This is a genomic window from Burkholderia sp. 3C (assembly GCF_054589155.1).
Genome location: NZ_BAAILN010000109.1, coordinates 22,855 through 29,763, shown reverse-complemented (window position 1 = coordinate 29,763; position 6,909 = coordinate 22,855). Strand labels below are relative to the sequence as shown.

Genomic DNA, 6,909 nt, shown 5'->3' with positions numbered 1-6,909 from the left:
GCCGCTTCTTTCTCGGCGCGCGCGCGATGCGCCGCCGCGTAGCACTTGACGGCGAAGCCGCCGCCCTCGCCCGGCAGGTGCCACACGCGCTCGCCGACGCGGCGCGGCGGCTCGCCCGGGCCAAGCGCATAGGCCGCGCGGATCGCGTCGAAGGAGGCGGCGGGCGGCGACATTTAGATACGCTCGGCCGGACCGTGGCGATACGGATGGCCGGTCAGGAACGTGTTGTTGCCCACGTAGCGCAGCTTGTACATCGCGGGGCGGAACAGCACCGACGGATCGTTGTTGGCGATGCCGAGCAGCGGATACAGGTCGTGCCGCACGAAGAACGCGTTGTTGCCCATGTCGTCGCAGCACACGAGTTCGTAGCCCTTGTCGCGGGCCAGATGGCACAGCGATTCGAGGCTCGCGCCGTAGTAGGTCGAGCTGTCCCATTCGTGATCGGGGTTGAAGCACATGACCCAGCGTTCGGGCGGCGCGTAGTACGGGTTGTATTCGATCGCGACGATGCGCGGCCGAAACGCCTGCAGGCCGCGCCAGATCCAGTAGTCGTTGCCGTCGATGTCGATCGACAGCAGGTCGAAATCGGCAGGGATGCCCGCGTCGGCCAGCAGGCCGTCCACCGTGTCGGGCTGCACGCGGTCGTGGCGAAGCCGAACATGGCGCACGCCGGCGTAGTGCTCGGCGAGCTTGCCGAAGCGATACGCGCTGCCTTCCACCAGCAGCCCCGACCAGCCCTGCTCGCGCAGCAGCAGCGCGGTGTTGCTGTTGCGCAGGCCGTCGCTCGCGCCGATATCGACGCACACGCGATGCACCGGCGCGATGCGCTCCATCAGCCGCGCCAGGATGCTTTCCTCGGTGCCCTGCGCGTACAGGCTCCGGGCCAGGCCGGACAGGTCGAGCGGAAGGGGACGGTCCTGCATGGAGAGGGCGGCTCCGGATCGGGATGGGGCGGGCGTTCGTTGGGTAATTTACCTGAAGTTATTTGTCGGGGGAAATCGGGTGGCCCCGACGCCGCCCGCCGCCCTGCCCGCTCAACTGCCGCTGGCGTAACCCCCATCCACCGGCAGCGTCACCCCGGTCACGAACGCCGCGGCCGGCGACGCGAGGAACAGCGTCGCGCCGACCAGGTCCTCCGCCTCGCCCCAGCGCTTGAGCGCGCTGCGCGCGGCGATCTTCGGCGCGGCGGTGGGCGATTCCCACAACGGCCGCGTCATGTCGGTGCGGTGGTAGCCCGGCGCGATCGCGTTGACGCGCACGCCCGTCACGCCGAACGCATGGGCCAGCGAACGCGTCAGGCCGAGGATGCCGGTCTTGCTCGCGCAATAGGCCGGCACTTCGGCGTCGGCCAGATAACTGAGCATCGAGGCGATGTTGATGATGCAGCCCTTGGTCCGCTCCAGATGCGCACGCGCCGCCATCGACAAGCGCATCGCGGCGGTCAGGTTCACGTCGAGCACCTCGCGGAACACATCGTCTCGGTACTCGTCGAACGGCCGCGCCACGCCGGCCGCGTTGACCAGCACGTCGAGCGTCTCAAGGCCGGCCGCGAAGCGCTCGATCGCCTCGCCGTCACGCACGTCGAGCGCCGCGAAACGGATGCCGGCCAGCGAACGGTCGGCCTGCAACGCGTCGAGCTTGGCCGCCGAACTGCCGGTGGCGATTACCTGCGCGCCAAGCCCGGCGAAGCCTTCGGCGATGGCCAGCCCGATGCCGCTGGTCGCGCCCGACACCAGCACGGTGCGGCCCGCGAACAGTTGCGGATGAAAGGTCGGCGTGGAGTGTGTTTCGATCGGGTTCATGCGGCTCTCGGCAGTTGAAGGTCGGCTTCCAGGCGCGCGCCGTAACGGTCCATGCTTTTCAGCGCGGAGACGAGCATCGTGGAATCGACCGGATAAGGTTCGTTGTGGATGATTTCGCCGCTGCGGCAGGCGCGGGCGGCGGCAATGCCGAGCGCCGTGTCGTCGGCCGCATCGACGTTGATCTGCGCGAGGCGCGTGGGCAGCCCCACGGCGCGGCAGAACGCGAACACGCGGCGCCGCTCGTCGTCGGGCACGGCGGACAGGAACAGCGAGGCCAGCACGCCCACCGCCACCTTCTCGCCATGCAGCAGGCCGTGCGACGACGGCAGGTCGGCCAGCCCGTGATGGATCGCGTGCGCGGCCGCCACGCCGCCCGATTCGAAGCCGATGCCGGACAGCAGCACGGTGGCTTCGAGCGTCGCGTCGAAATCGGGCGTGACGAGTTGCGCGCGGCAATCCTGCACCGCCTGCACGGCGTGCGCGAACAGCATGTCGCGACACAAGCGGGCGGCCTCGAACGCCAGCGCCGTGCCGCGCCCGCCGCACAGGTTGCGCGCATAGGCGCGGCGGCAGGCGTCGGCTTCGTAGAACGTGGCGAGCGCGTCGCCGATGCCGGCGATGAAGAAGCGCGCCGGCGCGCGCACGATCACGGCCGTATCGAGCAGCACCAGGTCCGGGTTGCGGCGCACGAAGCGGTCGCGCACCACCCGCCCCGCGTCGTCGTAGATCACGGCCAGCGCGCTGCACGGCGCGTCGGACGCGGCCACCGTGGGCACGCAGACGAACGGCAGGCGCAGGTCGTCGGCGGCGGCGCGGCCGGTGTCGATCACCTTCCCGCCGCCGAACGACACGACGATATCGGCGCCGGTCGAGCGCACCCAGTCGGCCGTGTCGGCCACCGCGCGCTCGGTGCAGGCGGCGTCCACGGCACGCACCTGCAACGCCACGTTGCCGGCGCGCGCGAGCACCGGTTCGAGCAGCGCCGCCACGTTGCGGTCGACGAGGCAGGCCGCGCGCGAGCCGAGCCGCGCGAGTTCGGTGTCGAGCGTGTCGAGCGCGCCCGCGCCCTGCACGTAGCGCGACGGAAAAATACTGGTTTTCAGCATGATGGTCAGGATGTCGAAGGATCGAGGGAAAGGCCGAGCGCGGCCGCCAGCTCGGCGGCGTCGTGCACCAGTTGAACTTGCGGCGGGAACAGCGCGACGTGTTCGGCATCGGCGGGCCAGCCCAGCACGCGCATGCCGGCGGCCAGCGCCGCCTGAGCGCCGGTCGGGCTGTCCTCCACCGCCACCGCGCCGGCGGCCGGCACGTCGAGCAGATAGGCCGCGCGCAAATAGGGCTCGGGATCGGGCTTGCCGCGGCGCACGTCGTTGGCGCTGACGCTGACCAGTTCGGGCGACTGCAGGCCGAGCGCGTTGAGGTTCGCTTCGAGCAGCATGCGGCCCGCGTTCGACACCACCGCCTGCGGCACGCAGGCCGCTTGCACGGCGCGCCAGACGCCGAGCGCGCCGGGGCGCTCGACCAGTTGCGGCGCTTCGGCCACGTAGCGCGCGGCCCGAAATGCCGACCACTCGCCGAAGCCGGCCTCGATGCCGAACCGCTCGCGCACGATGCGATGCACTTCGCGGCCGGTCTGCCCGAACATCAGCGGATGCAGCTCGTCGCCGGCCTGCACGCCATGGTGCGCAAGCGCGGCCAGCAGCGTGCGCATATGCAGCGGCTCGCTCAGCGCGAGCGTGCCGTCCATGTCCCACAGCACGGCTTGCGGCTTCAGGTTCATGCCCGGCCCTCCGGTGCGGCGGCCTGCAGGCCGTCGAGATCGTCGTAGAACTGCTGCGCGCTGGCGTAGAGCCGCTCGAAGATCGGCATCATGCGGTCGTAGGTGTCGCTGGCGCGCGGGTCGGGCAGCACTTCGCGCTCGAAGCGCACGAAGCGGCGCACGGCGTCGCCGAGCGTGGCGAACTGGCCCGAGGCGGTGGCGGCCAGCAGCGCGCAGCCGATCACGCCGCATTCGACCTCGGCCGGCACCAGGATCGGCGTGCGATACATGCTGGCCTTGATGTCGAGCCACAGCGCGGCCTTCGCGCCGCCGCTGGCGGCCACCAGCCGTTCGATGCGCACGCCTTCGGGCTGGATCATCGCCATGTGCCGGCGCACCCCGAACGCCACGCCTTCCAGCACCGCGCGATGCAGATGCGACAGCCCGTGGCGAGCCGCGATGCCGAAGAACTGCGCGCGCGAATTCGGGTGCTCTCCGAAGCGCTCGCCGCTCAGGTAGGGCAGGAAGAACAGCCCCTCGGCGCCCACCGGCGCTTCGGCCGCCTTGTGCGCGACGGCTTCGTAGGACAACGTATTTTCATGAAACGCGCGGCGCGCCCAGCGCATCGCGTCGCCGCCCGAATCGAGCAGCGTGAAACGGCCCCAGTGGCCCTCGCAGGTCGCCACGTTCGACACCTCGGGGTGCAGCATCGGCGCATCGGCGATCACGGTGATGATCGACGAGGTGCCGGTGATGTCCGAGGCCAGCCCCGGCTCGAACACCCCCGAGCCGAGCACCGAGGCCGGGTAGTCGGCCGCGCCGACCAGCACCGGCGTGCCTTCGCGCAGGCCGGTGGCCGCTGCGGCGGCCTGGGTCACCTGGCCGAGCAGTTCGTGCGGCGCGCGCACCGGCGGCATCTTGCGCGGGTCCAGCCCGAGTTCGTCGAACATCGAGGCGGACCACATGCGCGTTTGCGGGTCCATCAGGAACATCATCGACGCGTCGCTCCAGTCGCAGGCGCGCTCGCCGGTCAGGCGGAAGTTGACGTAATCCTTCGGCATGAACACGGTGGCCGCGCGCGCGTAGGCGTCCGGCTCGTGATCGCGAATCCATTGCAGCTTGAACGCCGGCCACGCGGCGGTGGGCGGGTTGGCGGTGCGCGGCAGGTAGGCATGCGCGTCGCCCTGCCCTCGGTAGCGCGCGCGAAACGCTTCCACCTGCGGCGCGGCGCGCTTGTCGTTCCAGAGCGGCGCGGTATCGCGCGTGAGCCGGCCGTCGGCGTCGATCAGCACCGTGCCGTGCATTTGCCCGCAGGCGCAGATCGCGGCCAGGTTGCGGGCCGCGTCCGGCTCGGCCGCCAGCACTTCGCGGATCGCCTCGACCGCGCCGGCCCACCAGTCGAGCGGGCGCTGCTCGGCCCAGCCGTAGCGCGGCACGTGCTGCTCGTGCTCGCGCGCGGCGAGCCGGCGAATCCGGCCGTCGGCATCCACCAGCGCGGCGCGCACGCTGCCGGTGCCGACATCGATCGCAAGATAAGGGCTTGTCTCCATCTTCGTTGGTTCGTTGTGCTTCGTGAATCGGCGGGCCGCCACGCCCGATCAGCTACCGTGCCGCGAGGAAGGGAGCGCCGGCGCATCGGCCCGCACCCGCCACGCGCACTGCGTGCGGGCGCGATACAGCGCCAGCACGCACTGCTCCTCGACGATCCGCGCATCGATCGCGGCCGGCTCGATGGTGTTGAAATCGAACAGCCCGTGGTGATGCGCGATCATCGCGCGCATGCCGGCCGCCTTGCAGAGCGAGACGGCCTCGTCCAGCGTGAAATTGCCGGGCACGCCGTTGCCGCTGCGCTCGTCGTCGCGGCCGTTGACCGGCAGCAGCGCAAGATGTGGCGCGAGCGCGGCCACCTGCTCCGGCAAGCCGTCGTACGGCACGCAATCGCCCGAGTGATAGAGCCGCACGCCCGCGATCTCGATCACGTAGCCGAGCCACGGATGGCGGCCCTGCGCATCGACGTCGAGCGTCTCGTGCGCCGACGGCACCGGCGAGACGCGCACGCCGGCCAGCGGCTCGACGCACTCGCCGGCATCCACCGGAATCAGCCGCGCGGCATCCACGCCGCAGCGCTTGACGGCCTCGTCGAGCGTGGCGGCCGGCACCACGAAGCGCAGCTGCGGAAAGCGCCGCGCGAGCGGCTGCAAGGTGTCGGGGTCCATATGATCGGTGTGGCGGTGCGTGCACAGCACCAGGTCCACCCGCTCGAAATCGTCGGGCGCGACCGGCGCGGCCATCATGCGCCGGTGCGGATAGCGCGTGCCGCGATACTTGTTCGCGAGCGAATCCGACAGATACGGATCGATCAGCAGGCGCCGCCCCGCGCCCTCGATCACGAAGCCGGCCTGGCCCAGCCAGTAGAGCGCGACGCCGCCGGCCGGCGGCGCGGGCGCGAACGCGTCCGGCGCGGCGCTCGCGCGCCCGGCGAGACGCGCGGCCAGCGGCATCTCGAAGGTTTCGACGTCGATCGACAGCGGCATGGCGTTCATGGTCACCAGCACACGTAGCCGCCGTCGGCGAGCACGATCGAGCCGGTCATCAGGCTCGCGGCCTCGCTGGCGAGGAACAGCACCACCGAGGCGACCTCGTCCACGCGCCCGAGCCGGTTCATCGGCGTGCCGCCGACCCAGTGGCGGTACATCTCCGGGTCCTCGTACACATACTTGTTCATCTCGGTGTCGATATAGGTGGGCGCGACCGCATTGACGCGCACGCCGCGCGCGCCCCATTCGGCGGCCAGCGAGCGCGTCAGGTGATGGACGCCCGCCTTCGACGCGTTGTAGTTGGCCTGCTCCTGCGGCCGGTTCACGACGAAGCCCGACATCGAGCCGACGTTGACGATGCTGCCGCCGCCGTTCGCCAGCATGCTCTTGCCGAACGCGCGGCAGCAGCGGAACACGCCGTTCAGGTTCACGTCGATCACGCGATCCCACACCTCGTCGGTCATGGTCTCGGCCGGATGGTTCGAGATCGCGATGCCGGCGTTGTTGACCAGCACGTCCACGCGCCCGTGGCGCGCGATCACCGCGTCGTGCACGCGCTGCACGCCGGCCGCATCGGTCACGTCGAGCAGTTCGGCCTCGACCTGCGCGCCGGCCGCCGTCAGTGTCGCCACGGCCTCGTCGAGCGCGCCGCGATGCATGTCGGTCAGCACCACGCGCGCGCCGGCCTGGCTCAGCGCTTCGGAAATCGCGAAGCCGATGCCGCGCGCGGCGCCGGTCACCACGGCGAGCTTGCCGTCGAGGCGGAATTTGTCGAGATACATCGTCAATCCTTCAGTTGAGTGCGGGCGCC

7 protein-coding genes are annotated in these 6,909 nt (G+C 70.8%); all 7 read right to left on the bottom strand.

What is annotated here, in order from left to right; genetic code table 11:
* Positions 1–173: 173 nt before the first annotated feature.
* Positions 174–923: a class I SAM-dependent methyltransferase gene (locus tag ACYP33_RS22305; RefSeq protein WP_459623961.1), complete on the bottom strand. Its 750-nt coding sequence runs from the start codon at positions 921–923 to the stop codon at positions 174–176.
* 111 nt (positions 924–1,034) lie between these two features.
* The gene (locus ACYP33_RS22300) at positions 1,035–1,802 is read right to left on the bottom strand and encodes an SDR family NAD(P)-dependent oxidoreductase (RefSeq protein ID WP_414441078.1); all 768 of its coding nucleotides are present in this window, start codon (positions 1,800–1,802) and stop codon (positions 1,035–1,037) included.
* Positions 1,799–2,908, bottom strand: a complete 1,110-nt coding sequence (locus ACYP33_RS22295) for a glycerol dehydrogenase (RefSeq protein ID WP_459623960.1) — start codon at positions 2,906–2,908, stop codon at positions 1,799–1,801. The genes ACYP33_RS22300 and ACYP33_RS22295 overlap by 4 nt, the downstream gene beginning before the upstream one ends.
* Positions 2,909–2,913: 5 nt before the next feature.
* The gene (locus ACYP33_RS22290) at positions 2,914–3,582 is read right to left on the bottom strand and encodes an HAD family hydrolase (RefSeq protein ID WP_459623959.1); all 669 of its coding nucleotides are present in this window, start codon (positions 3,580–3,582) and stop codon (positions 2,914–2,916) included.
* Positions 3,579–5,111: a xylulokinase gene (locus ACYP33_RS22285; protein WP_459623958.1), complete on the bottom strand. Its 1,533-nt coding sequence runs from the start codon at positions 5,109–5,111 to the stop codon at positions 3,579–3,581. The genes ACYP33_RS22290 and ACYP33_RS22285 overlap by 4 nt, the downstream gene beginning before the upstream one ends.
* Positions 5,112–5,159: 48 nt before the next feature.
* On the bottom strand, positions 5,160–6,104 hold the full coding sequence (locus tag ACYP33_RS22280; RefSeq protein ID WP_459623957.1) for an MBL fold metallo-hydrolase: 945 nt from the start codon (positions 6,102–6,104) through the stop codon (positions 5,160–5,162).
* Positions 6,105–6,106: 2 nt separating this feature from the next.
* Entirely contained in the window at positions 6,107–6,880 is a 774-nt protein-coding gene (locus ACYP33_RS22275) for an SDR family NAD(P)-dependent oxidoreductase (protein ID WP_459623956.1), read from the bottom strand.
* Positions 6,881–6,909 lie beyond the last annotated feature (29 nt).

Excerpts from the sequence above, each read along its gene's own strand:
- ACYP33_RS22305 (WP_459623961.1), bottom strand. The coding sequence starts at position 923 with ATGCAGGACCGTCCCCTTCCGCTCGACCTGTCCGGCCTGGCCCGGAGC.
- ACYP33_RS22300 (WP_414441078.1), bottom strand. The coding sequence starts at position 1,802 with ATGAACCCGATCGAAACACACTCCACGCCGACCTTTCATCCGCAACTG.
- ACYP33_RS22295 (WP_459623960.1), bottom strand. The coding sequence starts at position 2,908 with ATGCTGAAAACCAGTATTTTTCCGTCGCGCTACGTGCAGGGCGCGGGC.
- ACYP33_RS22290 (WP_459623959.1), bottom strand. The coding sequence starts at position 3,582 with ATGAACCTGAAGCCGCAAGCCGTGCTGTGGGACATGGACGGCACGCTC.
- ACYP33_RS22285 (WP_459623958.1), bottom strand. The coding sequence starts at position 5,111 with ATGGAGACAAGCCCTTATCTTGCGATCGATGTCGGCACCGGCAGCGTG.
- ACYP33_RS22280 (WP_459623957.1), bottom strand. The coding sequence starts at position 6,104 with ATGAACGCCATGCCGCTGTCGATCGACGTCGAAACCTTCGAGATGCCG.
- ACYP33_RS22275 (WP_459623956.1), bottom strand. The coding sequence starts at position 6,880 with ATGTATCTCGACAAATTCCGCCTCGACGGCAAGCTCGCCGTGGTGACC.